This is a genomic window from Mesorhizobium sp. M0207 (assembly GCF_040321995.1).
In the GTDB taxonomy this organism is placed as follows: Bacteria; Pseudomonadota; Alphaproteobacteria; order Rhizobiales; family Rhizobiaceae; genus Mesorhizobium.
On record NZ_JAMYSQ010000016.1, the window covers coordinates 21,914 to 40,044 of the forward strand.

14 protein-coding genes are annotated in these 18,131 nt (G+C 60.3%); 6 read left to right on the forward strand and 8 right to left on the reverse strand.

The window, feature by feature from the left end:
- The first annotated feature begins 3 nt into the window (after positions 1-3).
- The 5 genes from NKJ15_RS20675 (at position 4) to NKJ15_RS20695 (ending at position 5,407) form a co-directional block, all read left to right on the forward strand.
- Positions 4-1,140, forward strand: coding sequence for a DegT/DnrJ/EryC1/StrS family aminotransferase (locus NKJ15_RS20675; RefSeq protein ID WP_352472522.1), 1,137 nt, complete (start codon positions 4-6; stop codon positions 1,138-1,140).
- Positions 1,137-1,811, forward strand: coding sequence for a sugar transferase (locus NKJ15_RS20680; protein ID WP_352817195.1), 675 nt, complete (start codon positions 1,137-1,139; stop codon positions 1,809-1,811). Before NKJ15_RS20675 ends, NKJ15_RS20680 begins: the two co-directional genes overlap by 4 nt.
- 74 nt (positions 1,812-1,885) lie before the next feature.
- The gene (locus NKJ15_RS20685; RefSeq protein ID WP_352472469.1) at positions 1,886-2,890 is read left to right on the forward strand and encodes an SDR family NAD(P)-dependent oxidoreductase; all 1,005 of its coding nucleotides are present in this window, start codon (positions 1,886-1,888) and stop codon (positions 2,888-2,890) included.
- The gene (locus NKJ15_RS20690; protein WP_352817197.1) at positions 2,887-4,158 is read left to right on the forward strand and encodes a hypothetical protein; all 1,272 of its coding nucleotides are present in this window, start codon (positions 2,887-2,889) and stop codon (positions 4,156-4,158) included. The genes NKJ15_RS20685 and NKJ15_RS20690 overlap by 4 nt, the downstream gene beginning before the upstream one ends.
- Positions 4,145-5,407 (forward strand): polysaccharide biosynthesis/export family protein, encoded by a 1,263-nt coding sequence (locus tag NKJ15_RS20695; RefSeq protein WP_352541721.1) that lies wholly within the window; start codon positions 4,145-4,147, stop codon positions 5,405-5,407. Before NKJ15_RS20690 ends, NKJ15_RS20695 begins: the two co-directional genes overlap by 14 nt.
- Positions 5,408-5,465: 58 nt before the next feature.
- Here NKJ15_RS20695 and NKJ15_RS20700 read toward each other — a convergent pair whose 3' ends face one another.
- Together NKJ15_RS20700 and NKJ15_RS20705 are read right to left on the reverse strand one after the other, a co-directional pair.
- Positions 5,466-6,764 carry an HlyD family type I secretion periplasmic adaptor subunit gene (locus NKJ15_RS20700; protein WP_352472472.1) on the reverse strand — a complete coding sequence of 433 codons (1,299 nt, stop codon included), beginning with the start codon at positions 6,762-6,764 and terminating at the stop codon, positions 5,466-5,468.
- A gap of 239 nt (positions 6,765-7,003) precedes the next feature.
- The gene (locus NKJ15_RS20705; protein ID WP_352472473.1) at positions 7,004-8,755 is read right to left on the reverse strand and encodes a type I secretion system permease/ATPase; all 1,752 of its coding nucleotides are present in this window, start codon (positions 8,753-8,755) and stop codon (positions 7,004-7,006) included.
- Between the two features lie 399 nt (positions 8,756-9,154).
- Here NKJ15_RS20705 and NKJ15_RS20710 point away from each other — a divergent pair, with 399 nt between their 5' ends.
- The gene (locus NKJ15_RS20710) at positions 9,155-9,847 is read left to right on the forward strand and encodes a N5-glutamine methyltransferase family protein (protein ID WP_352817199.1); all 693 of its coding nucleotides are present in this window, start codon (positions 9,155-9,157) and stop codon (positions 9,845-9,847) included.
- Positions 9,848-9,931: 84 nt separating this feature from the next.
- Here the strand turns inward: NKJ15_RS20710 and NKJ15_RS20715 are convergent, their stop codons facing one another.
- The 6 genes from NKJ15_RS20715 to NKJ15_RS20740 all read right to left on the reverse strand — a co-directional run bounded on the left by NKJ15_RS20715 (position 9,932) and on the right by NKJ15_RS20740 (position 18,053).
- A complete protein-coding gene (locus NKJ15_RS20715) occupies positions 9,932-10,198 on the reverse strand; it encodes an acyl carrier protein (protein ID WP_023675628.1) in 267 nt (88 codons plus the stop codon).
- 56 nt (positions 10,199-10,254) lie between these two features.
- Positions 10,255-11,811, reverse strand: coding sequence for a class I adenylate-forming enzyme family protein (locus NKJ15_RS20720; RefSeq protein ID WP_352817201.1), 1,557 nt, complete (start codon positions 11,809-11,811; stop codon positions 10,255-10,257).
- On the reverse strand, positions 11,808-13,829 hold the full coding sequence (gene asnB, locus NKJ15_RS20725; protein ID WP_352817203.1) for an asparagine synthase (glutamine-hydrolyzing): 2,022 nt from the start codon (positions 13,827-13,829) through the stop codon (positions 11,808-11,810). Before asnB ends, NKJ15_RS20720 begins: the two co-directional genes overlap by 4 nt.
- Before the next feature lie 3 nt (positions 13,830-13,832).
- The gene (nadE, locus tag NKJ15_RS20730) at positions 13,833-14,816 is read right to left on the reverse strand and encodes an NAD(+) synthase (protein ID WP_352472523.1); all 984 of its coding nucleotides are present in this window, start codon (positions 14,814-14,816) and stop codon (positions 13,833-13,835) included.
- A complete protein-coding gene (locus NKJ15_RS20735) occupies positions 14,813-17,551 on the reverse strand; it encodes an AMP-binding protein (RefSeq protein ID WP_502906932.1) in 2,739 nt (912 codons plus the stop codon). Before NKJ15_RS20735 ends, nadE begins: the two co-directional genes overlap by 4 nt.
- 253 nt (positions 17,552-17,804) lie before the next feature.
- Positions 17,805-18,053 (reverse strand): hypothetical protein, encoded by a 249-nt coding sequence (locus NKJ15_RS20740; RefSeq protein ID WP_352472478.1) that lies wholly within the window; start codon positions 18,051-18,053, stop codon positions 17,805-17,807.
- Between the last annotated feature and the right edge of the window lie 78 nt (positions 18,054-18,131).

Genomic DNA, 18,131 nt, shown 5'->3' on the forward strand with positions numbered 1-18,131 from the left:
GTGATGCTCTTGGTCAGTGCCCCGATCTTGGGTGTGCCGGAGAAGACTGCTTTGACCAGGGTCATCGACAGCGGCTGGCTGACCATGGGGGAGCAGGTACGAGCCTTCGAACAAGCTTTTGCCGACGTTCATGATGCGGAGGATTGCGTCGCGGTCAGTTCTTGCACCGCAGCGCTTCATCTCATTTTGCACGCACTTGGCATCGGACCGGGCGACGAGGTGCTGGTGCCATCCTTGACGTTCGTGGCGACCGCAAATGCGGTCCTCTATGTCGGTGCGACGCCGGTTTTCGTCGACATCGAGTCAGCCGACGTGCCGCTGATGTCGATCGTGGAAGCCGAAGCGAAATGCACGGCCCGCACCAAGGCAATCATTCTCGTTCATTTCGCCGGCTACCTCGCCGATCGGGAACAATGGCAGAGGTTCGCCCGTGCCCGGGGGCTACACATCGTCGAGGACGCCGCGCATGCGCCGGGCTTGAAGGAGGTGGGGACATTTGGTGCGGCGGCCGCCTTCAGCTTCTACGGCAACAAGAACATGACCACGGCGGAAGGCGGGGCTGTGATCGCCAGGGATGCCGGTCTGCTCGAGACAATCCGCCAGGCGCGTGGACATGGGATGACCACCGGGACACGTCAAAGGCTGAACAGCCGCACCCCTCAGTATGATGTCACCATGCTCGGATTCAACTATCGCATGGATGAATTGCGGGCTGCGATCGGACTGGTCCAGCTGCAAAATCTGCAAGAGTGGAATGAGATCAGGCGTATCCTGGTCATGCTGTATCGTCGTCTCATAGCGAAGCATTGCCCAGCCGTGACCATCCCGTTCCACGAGCCGCGGACGTCGGCCTACCACATCATGCCTATCCTTTTGCCACGTTACGCCGACAGGCAAGACGTCATCGACGCACTGCGCGGGCAAGGGATACAAACCACTATCCACTACCCGCCGGTGCACCAGATGACGCTCTATCGTGAGCTCATTCCCGGTACTCACTTACCGCGCACTGAAGATTTCGCCCAGCGCGAACTGACTGTACCGCTGCATCCGCAGATCACCGCACCTTTGGTCGAAACGGTGGTGGTCGCTCTTGCCGCGGCGGTCAATAACTGCGCTCAGACAGGAACAGCCGCATGAATGCCCTGGACCTAGCCATTCACAGGCCTAACGGCTCGAGCGCCGCCCATGGGTCTGCGAGACGAGCAATCGATCTCGTCATTGCTGCAGCCGCGGCGATCGTCTTTGGCCCGCTGATGCTGCTGATTGCCGTGGCGCTGCTGCTGGAAGGCGGTCGGCCCATCTTCTTCACACAGACCCGCGTCGGGGCCGGTGCTCGCCCATTCCGCATGTACAAGTTTCGCAAGTTCAGCGTGCAATGTGACCCCGGTGGCTTGGCTCTGACCATGGCCGATGACAGCCGCATGACGCCGATAGGACGGTTCCTCGCGGTCACCAAGTTCGACGAACTGCCACAGCTTTGGAACGTCTTCAGAGGCGAGATGGCAATCATCGGGCCACGCCCGGAGAGCCTTGCCTTCGCCGACTGTTTTCGCGGGGGCTTCGAAGACATTTTACAATACAAGCCAGGCTTGCTGGGTCCAGCCCAGGTTCTCTTCCGGCATGAAGCCCGTTTCTATCCGCGATCGATGGACCCGCTACTGTTCTATCGCCAGGTTCTGTTTCCTGCCAAAGCCAGGCTCGACCTTTCCTATTATCCGCAGCGCACGATCGGGTCCGATGTTGTGTGGATGGTGCGCGGCTTGCTGGCGGTGCTTGGGGTGGTTTCGCCGTCGCCGATCGGAACTTGAGAGCAGGTGGAACACCCGCACTCTCGTGGATTTGCAAAGTCAGTGCCTCACGTCATAGGGGGAACGCTTGGGTCATGGCATACAAGGGCAGGAAAGTTCTGGTTACCGGTGCCGACGGATTCATCGGGTCGCATCTCACCGAAGCACTCGTCCGTAGCGGCGCGGACGTCACTGCGCTGGCTCTCTACAATTCCTTCGACAGCCACGGCTGGCTGGACGATTTGCCGGACACCATTCGAAGCCAGTTGAACCTCATCCGCGGCGATGTTCGTGACAGCGCCTTCCTTAACCGGATCGTGCGTGGCCAGGCGGTCGTGTTTCATCTCGCCGCACTGATAGCTATCCCATATTCGTACGCCGCGGCCCAGTCCTATGTAGAAACGAACATCCTGGGCACGGTCAACGTCCTCGAAGCGGCGCGCCAATGGGATACGGAACGTGTGGTGCACACCTCGACAAGCGAGGTTTATGGCACCGCGCTGACAATGCCTATCAGCGAATCGCACCCGTTGCAGGGACAGTCACCATATTCGGCATCCAAGATCGGCGCGGACATGATGGCGGAGTCCTACGCCAGATCGTTCGACATCCCTGTGGTCATCATGCGGCCCTTCAATACGTACGGCCCGCGCCAGAGTGAGCGGGCCATAGTACCGACCATTATACGCCAGGCTCTCGACAAGAAATGCCCGGCGATCATGGTGGGAGACACAAGCCCGATCCGCGATCTTACTTTCGTGGAAGACACCGCGGCGGCGTTTTTGACCGCAGGTTCCGCCGAGCTCGAATTTGGCCATGCCTACAATGCCGGAAGCCAGCGCGCCGTGACGATCTCGGACATATTGGATCTGGTGATCGAGTTGAGTGGCTGCAAGAAACCAATCCACCGGGACGAGCGCCGCCTGCGGCCGCAGAATTCCGAGGTGCGTGCCTTGCTGGCCGATTCTTCGCTCCTCGAAAGCAAGACTGGATGGCGTGCCCAGACCAGCCTGCGCGAAGGCCTGGAGCGGACCATCGGATGGTGGCAAGGGCGCCTCAGCGAAGGCCGGGTGCGACACGAGATGGGCTACATGACATGAGCTTTCGCCCGGGAGGATTGGCTCTGTTGATTGCGGCTGCCTTGTCGTTGGATTTGACCATGGCAGGCAGTCGGCAAAGCAGCGCGTCGAGACAATTTGTTGCGCCAGTGACGATGGACTTGCCCGATTATCTCCAACCCGCGACCGACCCAGCCTTCGGGACAATTTTCATGCGCATTACCAAGCCTGGGGCCCTTGGGAATGGAGTCGTATGCGAGAAAAAATTCTGCAGCCACCGTTATTCCAGCGCCCAGGCCTGGAATTCGGACCAGACTCTCCTCGTCATCACCAACGGCTGCAATGGCATGTGCTTTTTCGACGGGCAGACCTATGTCCCGCTCTTCCGTCGTGCTCGATCGGCTGAATGCGAATGGCATCCGCAAAATGCCGATCTGATGATCTGCGTTCAGGACCGGAAAATTTCGACCTGGGCGCCGCGGACCAATCGCGAAGACGTCCTGTTCGTTTCACCGAATTATCGTGATCTTCAGTTCGGGCCGTCCAAAGGCAATCCCAGCCGTGACGGCGATCGCATAGCAGTGCGCGCAATCCGTGGGGATGGCGCGATGGTTGTATTTGCCTATGATCTCAAGCAGCGCCGGAAATTTCCGGACATCGATCTTGCTCAGCTTGCCGGAACCGTCAGCGCCTGCTCGATCTCCCCGCTCGGAGCGAACATCCTGTGCTTTCAGAATGTGAACGAGGACACAGAGCAGCGGGCTATTTTCTCCGTCGACGGGACGTTGCGGCAGAGGTGGACTGACCATCATCGCCCCGGCCATGGCGATATGACGGTGGATAAAGATGGCAGCGAAGTTTTCGTGGGCATCAGCAAGTCCGACCCTGACAAATATCACGTCATCAAAAGGAGGCTGGCCGACGGAAAGGTCACCTCACTTATGAAGTTTGGCGAAGCCGAGCATGCATCCCTGCGGGCATTGGACAGGCGCGGTTGGGTGTTCGTAAGCTATGGCGGCAAGCCGGAAGAGATATCTGCCAATCCCGACTGGGCGCCATATGCGCGAGAGGTGATCGCGCTTCGCCTCGACGGCAGCGGGGAGGTTCGACGCGTCACGCAAACTCACAACGTCCCGTCCGATTACTGGAGCGAGACCCATGCCTCGCCATCCCCCGACGGCTCACAGGTAATCTGGTCGAGCAACTGGGGCGTGCCTGGCGGGCCGGTCTACGAATTCGTCACCCGTCTCGATTGGCCGGAAGAGCCGCGGTCGAACCAGAAGGAGATTGCCGCCAATGGTCCTCGTTGATCGAATGCTTCTTGTCGTGTTCGGTATGCTGGCTGCCATGAATACGGCTGCTGCAGCGGAACCGCGGGTCGCCTATCGACTTTCTGCCGGCGACACCGTCGAGATTGGAATTGCCTCCATCCCGGAGCGAACGCAACGTGCGGTGGTCCAGATGGACGGCACGATCGCGCTTCCCGAAGTCGGGATGGTTTCGGTGGGGGGCTTAACTCCGGCTGAACTGCAAACGCGCATGCAGACGATCTTGCCGACCAAGATATTCCACCAGCGTCTGCCTGATGGGCGGGAGCAAATGATCGTCATCAAGCCGACAGACGTGACCGCCGTGGTTGCGGAGTACAGGCCGATCTATGTGACCGGCGACGTGCTCACTCCCGGACAGCAGGCCTACCGCCCGCTGATGACCGTGCGGCAGGCGATTGCCGTGTCAGGCGGTTTCAGCCTTTTGCGGTCCCGGGCAAACCAGGTTGGCCCGGATCCGGTGGATCTGCGGCGCGATTACGAGTCGCTTTGGGGGGAATATACGAGAGATTATTTTCATAGCGCCCGCATCCGCGCCGAACTTCAGGACAAACCGACTTTCGACATGCAGCCACCACAAGGATCTCCCTTGCCGGCAAGTTTTGCGTCGGCGATCGCGCAGGCTGAAGCGGAAGGGCTGAAGCTCTCGTTGGACAACTTCCGGCAAGAGCAGGGCTTTCTCGAAAAAAGTGGCAAGGATGCTGCTGCACAAACCGAGACCCTGCTCAAGCGCGAGCAGGCCGAAGCGGATGGAGTGAAGGCGGACGAAGACGAGCTGGCGCGCGTAAGGAAAGCGTTTGAGTCCGGAAATCTAACCAATACCCGGCTTGCCGATGTCCGGCGCGCTTTGGTTCTTTCTTCCAGCCGGGCACTCGAAACGTCGGTTGAGCTTATGAGAGCACGACGTCAGCAGGACGATTTTACCAGACAGCACGAACGCAATGTCAACCAAAGAAGAATGGGTCTGCTGACTGAGTTGAAGGATACCAACGTGCGTCTTGCCGACGTTGGCGCAAGACTTCGCGCCGCCAGCCAGAAGTTGCAGCCCACGGGAGCGGCCGCTCTGCCGTTGCCGGTTGCCGGCGAAACGATCCAGGCCGAGGTCACGATCATTCGCAAGGTCGGCGAAGAATGGCGAAAACAGCTTGCCCAAGAAGACACCGAGGTCATGCCGGGAGACACGATCGAGGTCAGATTCAGCAGCGCTCTCGAAAATGCGGCGACCCGATAGATCGGCTGCGCCCCGATCCAATCGGCCGCCGCACTGTCGGTTGAGTGTGGCAACCGCTTTACTGCCTGAAAGCTCTGGAAAACTGGTCGGTGAGGGGCTTCATCAAGTAGGACCAGACACTGCGCTCGTCGGTTCTTATGTGGACTTCGGCGGGCATGCCCGGTTTGAGGATTTTCTCTCCTGTCAGGCACGTCGCTTCATTCTCGACGTCGATACGCGCCGAAAAAAAGGAAAGCTGGCGTTGCTGATCCTTGATCAGATCCGCTGAGACGCGCTTGACCGAGCCTTCGCAAGCAGGTGTGGTGCCGGCGTCGAACGCTGGAAAGCGGATCGACACCTGCTGTCCGGGATGAATCTCGTCGATACGCGACGGAGGAATGGAAGCGTCGACGACAAGGTTGTCGGAATCGGGCACAATCATCATGAGCACCTCTCCCGCGCCAATCACGCCTCCTACGGTATGGACCGAGGATTCTTGTACTGTGCCCGATTGCGGGGCACGAATGTCTGTCCTGCTGAGTTCGTCTTCGGCCACCACCTTGCGCTCACTGAGCTCGGTCTGCTTGGCTTCCGTTTCGCGAAGTTCGTTGGTCACGTCGCTCCGCATTTGTTCGTCGAGCTGAAGCACCTGCAGGTCCGTTTCACTGATGTGAGCTTGGACCTCTGCTATCGCTGCGACAAGGCGTCCCGATTCGCCGCGAGCCCGGGTCTTGTCCAGGCTGACATTGCTCAACCTCTCCTTGGACACCAACTTCTTTGCGTAGAGAGATTCGACATCCGCAAGGTTCTTGGTCAGCAGATCCAGAGACTCGTCCGTTGCAGACTGCTGCGATTTGAGGCCATCGATCTGACGTTCCAGCTGCTTCGCGCGGCTTTGTAATTGTGCCTTCTGGCCAGCCAGCGCCGCAGCACGGCTTTCAAACAAGGCACGCTCGCCACTGACAAGTGCCGCCACTTGCGGGTCGCCCATTTGAGCGCGAAGGTCGGGCGGGGTCTGCATTTCCGGCAGACCCTGGCGCTCGGCCTCCAGTCGGGCCAGACGAATGGTGGCGCGATTGAGGTCCTCGGTGACTATCTGCAGGTTTGCTCGGGTCAATGTGTTGTCCAGCCTGACCAACACATCGCCGGCCTTCACATGATCGCCGTCCTGCGCGAAGATTCCGCCGATGGTGCCGCCGGTTTGATGCTGGACTTTTTTAATGTTGCTTTCGACCACCACGGTTGCGGGCGCAATCACCGCGCCGGCAATCTTGGTCAATCCCAACCAGAGCCCTCCGCCAAAGATCAACAGCAAGCTGGTTGCCAGGCCCAAGAGCAGATTGGCCCGGATGCCATCCGGCTCTGGCTTCGTCTCCAACGAACGGCCTTCGCCACCGGCTGCGACGTATGACACGGCAACAGCAGAGCGATACCTCGCATATGCCCGGCTGCACCCTTGTGCGGCGGAACGGCAATGTGCTGCTAGGCTCCGGACCAGAGTACCCCAGGGTAGATTGGCTCGAATCCCATCCGGCTGCGGCTTCTGCCCGGTCGGCGGGCCTTCGCCGCCAACCGCAGCATATGACGACATGGTCACGTTAGACACTAAGCAATACCTCACGCATGCCCGCTTGCACCGTGCTGCAGCGGAACGACAATGTTTGGCTTGTCCGGGCGCGGGAAGGGCCGGACCACATTTGCCAGAACGTCTTCGCGCGAGCCGAACGAATGGAGCATCCCGTTCGACAGGACGAGTACCTGATCGATGTTGACGAGAGCGGAGGGGCGATGCGCAACGACGATCACGATACCGCCGCGCCGACGCACTGCCAGGATTGCGCCGGCCAAAGCAGCATCACCGTCTGCATCCAGATTGGAATTTGGTTCGTCAAGAACGACGAGGAATGGATCGCCGTAAAGTGCCCTGGCAAGCCCGACGAGCTGCCTCTGCCCAGCCGAAAGGGCCGCGCCGCCTTCTCCGATGCGTGTTTGAAAACCCTGCGGAAGACGCATGATCATCTTGTCCACGCCCGCAGCCTTGGCAGCTGCCAGCACGCCTTTTGCGTCGCTTTTACCGCCGAACCTCGAAATGTTGTCGGCGATCGTCCCGTCGAACAGCTCAACGTCCTGCGGCAGGTAGCCAATATGAATGCCGAGCAGTTCTGAGTTCCACTGATCGAGCGAGGCGCCGTCCAATCTTACCGTGCCACGAAGCGGCTTCCATGCGCCGACCAAAGCGCGCACGAGCGTGGTCTTGCCGGAGCCGCTCGGGCCGACGACCGCCAACCCTGCGCCTCTCGCCAAGCGGAAGCTTACATTGAAGATGGTGGGCTTCTGCAGGCTTGGTGGCGCGACGGTCAATTCCTCGACCGCAAGCTCAGCCTTCGGGCCGGGCAGTTCCATTGGCTCTTGCTGGCTATCAAAAGCATCCAGGGCTGCCGCCAGCTCGGAATAGCTTTTGCGGGTTGCCAGAAACCCTCTCCAGTTTGCGATCGCCACATCGACCGGTGCCAGCGAGCGGCCCAGCAATATGGACGATGCAATGATCACGCCGGGCGAGGCCTCGCCGCCGATCACAAGGTAGGCACCAAGCCCCAGCACACATGATTGCAGGGCCATTCGGAGCGTCTTCGACAGTGAGCTTGCTGCGCCGACGACGTCGGAGAGCCGTTCCTGGTTCTTCAGATAAAGATGACTGACCTCGTTCCAGCGCCGGCTAAGCGGGGCGGAAAGGCCCATCGCCTGAACAACCTCTGCGTTGCGGCGGCCGGAGTCGGCCAGAAGCCGCTGCGCTACGAGTGTCTCAGATGCACGAGCCGCTGGTTTGCGGCCGATGATCTCGGCAACCACCGTCAAAAACACAACGGCACATGCGCCGAGCGTTGCCAGCACGCCAAGCGCGGGGTGCAGCAGATAGATGACCACCATATAAAATGGTATCCAGGGAGCGTCGAACAAGACTGTCGGCCCGAGCCCGGAAAGAAAGCCACGTAGCTGGTCCAGATCACGAAGCGGGTGTACCCGGTTCGCATCCGGCCCGGCGACGAGGGGCAGGGAAAGCGAGGCTGCGAACGCTTTTTGCTGCAGATTTCTATGCAGGCGGCTGCCGATGCGGACCAACAGGCGAAGCCTCACGAAATCGAGGAGCCCATAGGCCGCGTAAAGTCCCAGCATCCCGACTGTAAATCCGATAAGAGTCGGCACGCTCTGCGAAGGCAGCACGCGGTCATAGACCTGGAGCATGTAGACGGAGCCGGTCAAGGCGAGGATATTTATCAATGCCGAGAAAACGCCTACGCCGACGAGGCCGTGCACACAGCCGAACATTGCGGAGCGGAGATCGAGCGAGCGCCCTTTGGTCGACTTCATGATGTGCGCTCGTTGACGCGAAATTGCCGCGCAATCTCGTCGATTCTTTCGATGAGGGACAAACTTTAACCTTCCGGGAAGCAGCAGCCCCGCCCCGCTGCTGAACATTACGAATTGCTTACATACGTGCCTTCTTTGATTAAAATGTAGCAAAATCGTGACGCCAGGCTGAGAATTCGGCAACTGGCTCGCCAGGCTGGGGATAACCGGGTCAGGTAAGGAGATATTCCTAATCATGACACCCGCCAGAAGCTTATGATCATCTTTGTAGCATCAAGGCTTCAAAGCGTCTGGCGACGGATGGGTTTTGATTTTGTCGATCGAGAGTTAAACGGTTTTGAGATACACTTCATCGGTACGTCGGCCACCAACGCCGGCTAAATCGGGGAGGCGAGTGTCGTGAGCGAAGAGATCAATGTTGCCGATGCCTACGGCAGGGGGCGCAGCACCTTCATGGGATTGCAGTTGCTGGTCTCGCCCGGTGCGCTTGTTCCTCGGCCGGAAACGGAACTGCTCGGCAAGGCCGCTCTCGATGTCCTGAGCCAACTGAACCTGCCGGTGCCTCGCGTTGTCGACATGTGCTGTGGGGCGGGCAATCTGGCGTGCGCCATCGCGCACCACGCTCCCACCGCGCGCGTGTGGGCAAGCGATCTTACCGACGGATGCGTGGAGGTCGCGCGCCGCAACGTCACCCATCTTAAAATCGAGGACCGGGTAACGGTGCTTCAGGGCGACTTGTTCAGCGCCTTCTCAGGCTTGGAGCTCGACGGCACGATCGACGTGATCGTTTGCAACCCGCCCTACATTTCGGAAAAACGGCTCGAGGGCGACCGTTCGCATCTGGTCGAGCTCGAGCCGCGTGAAGCATTCGCAGCCGGCCCCTACGGCCTGAGCATCCACATGCGGGTGCTCAAGGAGGCGCCGCGTTATTTGCGGCGCGGAGGCATCCTGCTTTTCGAAGTGGGGCTTGGCCAGGACCGGCAGGTCATGAGTTTGCTCGAGCGTTCCAAGGCCTATGAGAGTATCCGGGCAGTCACCAACCAGGCCTGTGAGGTCAGGGTGGTTGTGGGACATACGAGGGCGCAGGCGTAAGCATCGCAGCCGCGGCAGGTAGACGCGCTGTCGCGGCTAGAAACGGCCGGGAAGCTGAAACAGAGTTGCGCGAGATTTCGGAAATCAGTTTCTCTTGCGCATGACGTATTGCGCAATTCCCTCGATGGAATCGAGATTCTCCGGCAGCAGCTCGCTGTCTTCGACCGTGATGCCGAAGGTCTCCTCGATGAAGCCGATAACCTCGAGCACACCCGTCGAGTCCACGATGCCCTGGTCGAGGAGCGAGGTGTCGCTCTCCAGGCTCTCGGGATCGGCTATATAGAAATTCGAGGCCAGGAAAGCGCGAATTTGTTCGCTGCAGGTATCGGTTCTATCCTTGGTAGATAACATTTATTTCGCCTCCGGTACAAAAGATGAATGCTGATCAACTTCGCCCTGGTACCGACTCATGACAGGGCCGTTTTTTTGAGCTTACCCGTGTCGGTCATCGGCAGACTGGGTACGATGACGATGGACTTCGGAACCATGAAGTTTTCCAGCCGTCTCTGGCACTCTTTCTGCAACTGCTTTTCACCGATCATGCTTCCCTGCTCCATCACGACAAATGCCTTCACTGCTTGCCCGAGCAGTTCGTCCGGAACGCCGATGACCGCGGCTTCCCGTACGCCCGCAATGTTCATCAACACGTTTTCCACCTCCTTCGGCGCTATCTTCTCTCCGCGCGATTTTATGATCTCGTCGCCGCGACCGACGAAGTAGAGGTAGCCCTCGGCGTCCATCCGGCAGTAGTCGCCGGTGTATAGGACCTGCTCACCCGGCAGCAGGCCGGGCTTGAGCTTCCTGGCTGTCGCCTCCGGTTTGCCCCAATAGCCCTTCATCACCGTCGCTCCGCGGATGACGAGCTGACCAACGATGCCGGGGCCGACCCGCCTGTCATGCTCGTCGACAATCCACATTTCCGTATTGGGGATGGCGATCCCGACGCTCGACGGCTTTCGCTCCAGATCCTCCGGCGGCAGGTAGGTGCAGCGCTTGCATTCGGTAAGGCCGTACATCGAATAGATGCGGGCGCCAGAAAACAGTTCCTGCAGCAGGAGAATGTGCTTGAGCGGCAGGGCGGCCGCAGTGTTCGTGACGTAGCGAATACTCGAAAAATCCTGATCCCTGAGAGACCTGAGCTCCCCGAGTGCGGCGAAGATGGTCGGTACGCCGGGAAAACCCGTCACCCTTTCTTGCTTGATCAGCCCAAGGATCTGCGCCGGGAAGGCGAATGAGCGCTCAAGCACCAGCCGGGCGCCCGCGCCGAATGCCATGATCATCTGGTAAAGACCGTAGTCGAAGGCGAGCGGCAGGACATTGAGGATCACCTCGTCTTCGGCAAGCGCCAGGTATGAGGAAATCGAGGCGCACGCGGCGATCATGTTTCGATGCGTCAGCATCACGCCCTTGGGCTCGCCCGTCGAGCCGGACGTATAAATGATCGCAGCGAGATCGATGTCGATGCAGCGGCGCCAGGGCGGCGTGCTGCGGGCTGCCGCGACCGCGGCGTCCCAGCGCACAGCATGCGGCAATTCTTGCAGGTCGCTGTGTTCGATCGGCCCGGAGACGATCATGCGGCGCAACGATGGGCAATTCCGCGCCGGCTCCCTGAAAATCGAGTGCAGGTGTTTGTCGGTGATCAGTGCCGTCGGGCGGCAATCGTTGAGCAGATAATCAAGCTTGTCGCTTTTGGTGAGCGGATTGACGATGCACACCACGGCGTTGGCCTTGAGCACCGCCCAGAACGCAATGACGGCCTCGACAGTGTTGTCGGCGAAGACCACCACGCGATCGCCACGCGCAATTCCGGCATCGGTCAAATGGTGCGCTATGGCGTTCGAACGCATATCGAGATCGCCATAAGTGACGCGTTGATTGCCGCACACTAGGGCCACCTTGTCGCCGAGCCGGCTGGCAGAGTGGGTGAGATAGTCGTGCAGGAGCGGTACGGCGCCATGCATCATGCGAGCACCTCTTCGCGGTGTTCGCGGTCGATATCGATGCTGAGCTTGAGCGTGCGGGCCCCACTTGGACGGCTCGCGATAAATTGCCGATGGAGAAGCTGCGTCGACAGCACTCCGACCAGCGCCATATTGTCGGAGTTGGACAGGTCGCCGCCGCCGGCGCTGGCCTGGCACTTGCTCAGCAGCCGGGTAACCGACTTGGGATCGAAGACGTTCGCTTCGCGCAGCGCCGCCTCCGAAAGTGCTTCGCGAATGTAGGCCGGAGCGCCATCTGCGACAAAGCAAAGCGCGTTGGGAGCCCGGTAAGGCTGCTTCTTGCGGGTGACGATTTCCGACGGCACGATCGGTTGCGCTACGCGCTTCAGCACATGCTTTTCATCGAGCACGCGCAGCTTGTAGGCGGCCGGAAGCGAATTCGCGAGTCTCACGAGTTCATGATCGAGGAACGGGAAGCGCCCCTCGACGGAATGAGCCATCAGCATTCTGTCCCCTTGCGAGGAAAGCAGGTATCCCGACATCAGCGTCTGAATCTCTATGTACTGGTCCTGCGCAAGAGAGCCCCATCGCGACAACTCCGGCGGCAGGCGGGCAAGCAGCTCGGACACGGCGTTGCGGCGCTCCGTTTGGGCGCGCATGTCTGCCGAAAACAGCCGCTTGATGGCGCTTGTGGTACGCCAGCGCGTGCCATGCGCAAAACCAGGCGCGTCACAGGCGTGAATGTCGCGCCCGAAGAACTGGCGTGCCATTGCCTGCTGCTGCACCGGCGAGCGGCTGAGATAGGGATAGAGGCGCTCCAGCAGCCGCGAGCGTCGCGTCGAGGCGGGCTGGCGTCCCCAGAAGCGGCGGACCTTGCCCTCGCGGAACAAATCGTAGCCGGCGAACATTTCGTCGGCCCCTTCACCGGTCAGCACGACCTTGATGCCGTGCTGGCGCACCAGTCTCGAGAGCAGGAACAGCGGCGCCGGCGCGGTCCTGAGGATTGGCCGCTCGGTGTGGTAGATCACCTCAGGGAAGATGCCAGCGATATCGCTGCGCGAAACAACCACCTCATGATGGTCACTGCCGGCCATGCCGGCAACCAGGCGCTGGAAATGCGTCTCATCATACTCGGCGTCGGCAAAACGCAGCGAGAAAGTCTGGAAGCGCTCGCCCGCGAAGCGTCTCCCTAGGGTGGCGACCAGCGAGCTGTCGAGCCCGCCGGACAAATAGCAGCCGACCGGCACGTCGGCGCGTACTATCCTGAGCGCCGTCGCGGCTTCCAGGGCGCTGCGCACTTCCTCCACCGCGTCATCAAGCGAGCCGGTGAATTCATCATCGCCGGGTCCGTCAACCTCTGGATAGTCAGGCTTCCAAAAAGCCCGCTCCCGGACGACGCCGCTGTCATAAATGCGGACATGCCCCGGCGTGAGTTCGCTTACTCCTCCAAACACGCCTTGTGGCGGCGCGACAGTCCAGAGTGTGAAAGTCTGATCGATGCCGGCTGGATCGAAGGCGCGGGGTATATCCGCATCGGCCGCGAAAATGGCCTTCACCTCGCTGGCGAAGTAAAGCCGCCCGCCATGCTCGCAAAAGTGCAGCGGGCAGATGCCGAACCGATCCCGAGACAAGACGAGACGACCTGCCACGGAGTCCCAGATGGCGACTGCCCACTGCCCATTCATTCGCTCGAAGGCGGCCTCGCCCCAGGCATGATAGGCATGGACGATGACCTCGGTGTCGCTGTGTGTGCGGAAGCGATAACCGAGCGCGACCAGGTCTTGTCGCAGCTCGACGTAATTGAAGATTTCGCCGTTGAAGACGATCCACATCGTGTCGCCCGCGCCGGCGAGTGGCTGCTGGCCGCTTGCGAGATCGATGACGGACAGGCGGGCATGCGCCAATCCTGCACGTCTGTCCCGGTAAAGCCCGCGCTCGTCCGGGCCGCGATGCGCCAGCGCCCCCGCCATACGTATCAGCGCATCCCGGGAAGGGGGCGCCGCTGCGGCGCTCAGCGACACAATTCCGGCGATGCCGCACATCGCCTAGCCCTCGCCCATTGAAGAGGACACCAACGGCCGCGCGTGAAGATAACGTGCGGCGCGCCGCTTGCTGTCGATATCCTTGAAAACCTTCTGGACCTGCATCACCGTGAGGCTGGTTGCCTCAGCGACGTCTTCGTCGGCGATCCCATGGTTCAAGCCGTAGAGGCACAGATCCATCAGATAATAAGGAAGCGCGAAGTAGAACTCCTCCTGACTCTGCGCCATCGAGAAGGTGTCCGTGGTGGGCGGTCTGCGCCGGACCTCTTCGTCCACCCCAAGATATTCGGCCAATTGGTAGACCTGGGTCTTGTAGAGGTGGACGATTGGCATCAGGTCGGCAATTCCGTCGCCCTGCTTGACGAAGAAGCCCTGGTCGTACTCCAGGCGGTTCGGCGTGCCCGCTACCGCGTAGTTGAGGCGGTCGGCATGGTAGTATTCGGTCATCTTGCGCAGGCGCTGCTTGTAGTTGGTTGCAGCGACGATCTGCAGATAGGCTGCCGACGGCAGGCGCACTGTGTCGGTCCTGCCCTCGGGGTCCTGAACCGTGAGGCGCGTGATGTTGAGACCGTTGCTCTCGAGAACCGAGGCGAGCACCAGCTTGCATTTCCAGCCGTCCCCATATTCGGGAACAACGGTCTGGATTGCTTCGGTCTGCCGTCTATAGGCGCCGGTCGCTTCCAGGGCCGGCGTTATATCCTCCAGGATCGTTTCGATACCAAGGTGTGCGGCGACAATGCGGCCGAGCCTCAGTGAGTCGCCGGAGGAATGGCGCTCCGGCATGAATATCCCGAGGACCTTGCCTTTCCCAAAGGCGCGAACACACAACGCCGCCACGACGGAGCTGTCGATGCCGCCTGAGAGGCCGACAACCACGCCTCGACGTCGCAGCGTGCCAAGGACCTGCTGGCGCAAGATCTGGACGATGCGATCGACTTCCGCGCCAGCGTCGAGCACCAGGGCGTCTTTGCCGAATGATGAGATCAGGTCGATGGCTTGTACTCCAGTTTGCGAGACTCGATTGGCGAATAGGTTTTCGCCACCGCTTTCTCGATAAGGGGACGATTGGTGGTAAGGTGAGGCTCTACAACCAGATCGATGTGGCTGCCGACGATCGGAATCACGTCCAGATGGGCGAAGACGTTATCCCAGCCGATTGCCAGAGGCATTCCGGGTCGAGCACAGCGGAACAGGGTGCCTGTGATCGGCAGAGCCGGCTTTGGCTCGGCCACCCACTGGAAGAAGGCTTGCGCGCGCAAAACCTCTTGCAGTTCTAGTTTGGTTCTAAAGCTCGTCGCGTTGAACTGTCCTTGAGCGAAGCGGTCGAGAAACTGGACCAGTTGTGCCTCGCGCTTCATTGCCACGGCAACTTTCGCGAGGGCGCGGCAAGCCATCCGGTAAGCGGACACGCGGTTGGTTCGGATTCGATTGACTGTGCGCGTAAACGTCTCCCAGCGGGCGCTTCGCTCCCCGACGAGGCTGGTGTCGAGGATGCCGAGGAACTTTACGGTTCGCCCCGCTGCCAGCAGCCGCGCCGCAACTTCGAAGGCAACAGCGCCGCCGAGCGAATGGCCGAGAAGTCGTACATGGCCCGAGGGTTGGGCGCGGCGGATCTGGTCGACGGCGGCGTCGGCCATATCGGCGAGGCTGTCTTGTCCGCGCAGTATCATAGCCAGGGCCGGATACCTGATCGGGGCAACACGGGTCACCTTGCCCATCGCTGCTGCAAAGGCAGCAAGGCTCGGGCCATAGCCGACGGACCCCGGGAACAGAAAAAGAATGGGAGGGTCGTGCTTCTGGGCGCGCGCGCTTTGATCGCCTGCCTGGGCGGACACGACCGCCTTGATCATTTGCTCCAGGCTCATCCCGACGGTGAAGGCCTCAAGGCCGAGTTCCTGCCCGATGGCGCTTTCGATTTCCATGACGCAGTGCAGCAGCTTTAGCGAATCTCCTCCGGCGTCATCCCAGCGTCCTGCCGCTACGCGCGTATTGAGAATGCTGGTCCATGCCCGCTGGACGACCTGCTGCGCGGTCAGCTTGCCTTGCGGCTCGAGCGGACGCGCGGTCGCCGCTGTCTCTCTGGCTGAAAGATCCATCTCTGCAAGTGTCGTGATGTCGACTTTGCCGCTCGGCAGACGCGGAATCTCGGCGATCGTGTGCAACCGCAAGGGACGCAGCGGCGGCGGCAGATTGGTCCTGACAAGCTGGCGAAGCTCGTCCGAAAAGGTCGCTTCGGCCGAGCGCCGAGGAATAGCAAAGGCGACAAGCTCATTCGCGGCCGTGACGATTGCCACGGCATCCGCGACAGAGGGTGCACAACGCAGCACCCGTTCGAGTTCGGCTGGCTCGACGCGTCGACCGTTGATTTTTACCTGGCGCCCCTTGCGACCGACGATGTGCAGCAGGCCTTGATCATCAAGTCGAACGAGGTCACCTGTCGCGAAAATCCGAAGGCCTGGATCGTGCGGGTCTGATGTTGCCGGCACAACCGCCCCGTCCTCCCAATGGCCAAGCAGGACATACGGGCTCCTGATCAGAAGTTCTCCGCTGCGGCCCGGTTGAACGCGGCGGCCCGCTTCGTCGACAATTGCGAAGGTGATTCCAGGCAGCAGCCAGCCAACTGGAACCGAATCTCCATGCTCTGGCCAGTCTCGCGGCAGGAACCATTGCGAGCCGGTGGTCTCGGTTGACGAATAACCGATCTGGATAAGGCACGTATCGGAGACGGCCTTGCGCAGCAGGGCGATGTCGGTCCAGGGCACCTTCTCGCCACCGATCCGGGCGACTCTGAGTGAATGGAACGCTTCTGCAGGTCCGTCTGCCATAAGCGCGCGAAGCAGTGCCGGCACCAGATAGGTGATTGTCACGTCTTCGGATCGCACCAGGCGTTGAACGGCGCGCAAGCCGACCGCTTCGACTTCGACCAGATGCAAGGTGGCGCCGGTGAGAAGAGCAGCAAGAATCTCCCGGCACCCGGCGATTGTGGCCGGTCCGGTCAATGGCAGGAAAACGTCATCCGAGTTGATGTGGCACGCATCGACATATTGCTGGACCCGGCATAGCAAGCTGCGCTGGCTGTTAACGATGCCTTTGGGCCTGCCCGTACTCCCTGACGTATAAAGCACGATGGCGGGCGCATCGACCGAGACGAAATAAGAACGAGGCACTTGCCCAGCCTGCGAGGCCGCACTGGTCGACACATCGATCCAACTGACCAGGTGAGGCAAACCATCGGGTCGGACATTGCCCTCGCCCAGGACAGCTGAGAGCCGCGCCCCGGCCACGATTTCAAGGATACGCGAGCTAGGATCTCGCGCGTTGAGTGGCACCGAAGGCCGCCCAGCCGTCATGCTTGCCAGCATGGCAATGGGATACCAGGCCGAGTTGGCCTGAAGAATCCCTATCGCCTGTCCGTCTGGGACGGCCGCCGCGATCTGGTGGGACAGCGTCTCGACTGACCGGAGGAGCTGGGAATAGGTCAGACGATTGGCGCCGTCGCTGATTGCAAGCTTGTCGGGGTACTGGCGGACGACATTTCTCAGGTGATCGAAGGCCGCAATGTTGGTAAAATCGACGCCCAATCTTTGAAATGGGCGCAGTACGGGACCACCCTGATCCAGTGCGTATTGTGGGACACTTGACCAATTATCCGAGGTCGTTGTCTGACAATCCACCGCTAGATCCTGATCCGCGACTTCTGATCCCAAATATGCCGAAGACATGAGTTGCCTACGCTAAGATTAGGGTCACTTATCGCCCCCCGCCCCAATCTTTTCATCGATCATTCTGATGATGCCCCGATCTTCGCTCAATGACGCTTGGTTAGTCACTTCGCCTGTTTCGCAAGCCGCCGGCAGAGCCAATCATGCCGGGCTCGCTGGCTGTTGTGGTGCGCATGACACGGACACATGCCAAGGCGGGCTCGAAGACCAAGGTGGGGTCGAAGATGGAATTGCCGCTATTCAGGCATATTGCCTATTCGGTGGTTCTTCCGGACGATACCGCCGATGTTTCGGTGTCGGAATAGCTGCCGGGGACGAAACAATAGGCATAGATCTGTCCCCGATTTTCGTCGGTCACGCGGATCCAATCCTTTTCCCACGTTCGGAAGGTAATACGCCCGCCCGTCATCATAGCTGCGGCTCTGAACGGACTCGGCGCGTTGACAACGCGCACCGAGATAACATCGTCGCCGTCCATACGCTCGACGAGATACGTCTGCATGAAAGCCTCCCCATGCCCCGCTAGATCACCCGCACTTTAACGCCGGCTAATGAATTCGGTTGCAACTGCTTGGCGAAA

What these genes read in the sequence shown, in the direction of transcription:
- NKJ15_RS20740 (WP_352472478.1), bottom strand. Translation starts at nt 18,053, where the DNA reads ATGCAGACGTATCTCGTCGAGCGTATGGACGGCGACGATGTTATCTCG.
- asnB (WP_352817203.1), bottom strand. Translation starts at nt 13,829, where the DNA reads ATGTGCGGCATCGCCGGAATTGTGTCGCTGAGCGCCGCAGCGGCGCCC.
- NKJ15_RS20695 (WP_352541721.1), top strand. Translation starts at nt 4,145, where the DNA reads ATGGTCCTCGTTGATCGAATGCTTCTTGTCGTGTTCGGTATGCTGGCT.
- NKJ15_RS20735 (WP_502906932.1), bottom strand. Translation starts at nt 17,551, where the DNA reads ATGTCTTCGGCATATTTGGGATCAGAAGTCGCGGATCAGGATCTAGCG.
- NKJ15_RS20720 (WP_352817201.1), bottom strand. Translation starts at nt 11,811, where the DNA reads ATGATGCATGGCGCCGTACCGCTCCTGCACGACTATCTCACCCACTCT.
- NKJ15_RS20705 (WP_352472473.1), bottom strand. Translation starts at nt 8,755, where the DNA reads ATGAAGTCGACCAAAGGGCGCTCGCTCGATCTCCGCTCCGCAATGTTC.
- NKJ15_RS20680 (WP_352817195.1), top strand. Translation starts at nt 1,137, where the DNA reads ATGAATGCCCTGGACCTAGCCATTCACAGGCCTAACGGCTCGAGCGCC.
- NKJ15_RS20690 (WP_352817197.1), top strand. Translation starts at nt 2,887, where the DNA reads ATGAGCTTTCGCCCGGGAGGATTGGCTCTGTTGATTGCGGCTGCCTTG.
- NKJ15_RS20685 (WP_352472469.1), top strand. Translation starts at nt 1,886, where the DNA reads ATGGCATACAAGGGCAGGAAAGTTCTGGTTACCGGTGCCGACGGATTC.
- NKJ15_RS20715 (WP_023675628.1), bottom strand. Translation starts at nt 10,198, where the DNA reads ATGTTATCTACCAAGGATAGAACCGATACCTGCAGCGAACAAATTCGC.
- NKJ15_RS20675 (WP_352472522.1), top strand. Translation starts at nt 4, where the DNA reads ATGCTCTTGGTCAGTGCCCCGATCTTGGGTGTGCCGGAGAAGACTGCT.